Genomic DNA, 834 nt, shown 5'->3' on the forward strand with positions numbered 1-834 from the left:
GGTGGCGGCGGACTCCCTGGGGGCGCGCCGGGTGTCGGCGGACGCCCTGCGGTGGGCGCGGGCGGACCACGTCCGGTCGGTGCTCGTGGCGGACCCGGACATCGTGGCCACGCGTCGCCGGTTGTGGGCGGAACACCGGATCGCCGTCGAGTTCGGCGCGGCCACCGCACTGGCCGCGCCGTGGTTCGGCGCGTTCCGCCCCGCCGAGGGGGAGGAACCCTGTGTCGTGCTGTGCGGGGCCAACACGGACCCCGCGGATCTGTCGGACGCGGTCGCCGATCCGGCCCGGTGAGCGGATCCCGACCGGCGGGAGGGAGCGCCGGCGCCGGACCGGTGGGACGGGTCGGTCAGAAGACCGCCTCGGTCTCCTCCATCCGGTTCCGCGGCACCCGGTTGAGTTCGGCGGTGGCGTCGGCGAGCGGCACCATCGCGATGTCGGTGCCGCGCAGCGAGGTCATCATGCCGAAGTCGCCCCGGTGGGCGGCCTCCACGGCGTGCCAGCCGAAGCGGGTGGCGAGCACCCGGTCGTAGGCGGTCGGGACGCCGCCGCGCTGCACGTGCCCGAGGATGACCGGACGGGCCTCCTTGCCCAGGCGCCGCTCCAGCTCACCGGCGAGGCGGTAGCCGATGCCGGCGAACCGCTCGTGACCGTACTGGTCGATCTCGCCCTTCTCGTAGGGCATGCTGTCCTCGGCGGGGCGGGCGCCCTCGGCGACGCAGATCACCGCGAACTTCTTGCCCCGGGCGAAGCGCTCCTCGACCATCTCGCAGAGCCGGTCCACCCGGAAGGGCCGCTCGGGGATGCAGATGCCGTGGGCACCGCCGGCCATGCCG

General features: G+C 74.9%; 1 protein-coding gene and 1 pseudogene. One reads left to right on the top strand and one right to left on the bottom strand.

All coding sequences use genetic code 11. The annotated features are described in order from the left end of the window. Nucleotides 1-292, top strand: a pseudogene (locus FNQ90_RS24310) (threonine/serine dehydratase); the annotation flags it as partial. A gap of 55 nt (nt 293-347) precedes the next feature. Here FNQ90_RS24310 and FNQ90_RS24315 read toward each other — a convergent pair. After that, a partial coding sequence (locus FNQ90_RS24315; RefSeq protein WP_182608311.1) for a 6-phosphofructokinase occupies nt 348-834 on the bottom strand: 487 nt, incomplete at its 5' end.

This window comes from Streptomyces alkaliphilus (assembly GCF_014141535.1).
In the GTDB taxonomy this organism is placed as follows: Bacteria; Actinomycetota; Actinomycetes; order Streptomycetales; family Streptomycetaceae; genus Streptomyces; species Streptomyces alkaliphilus.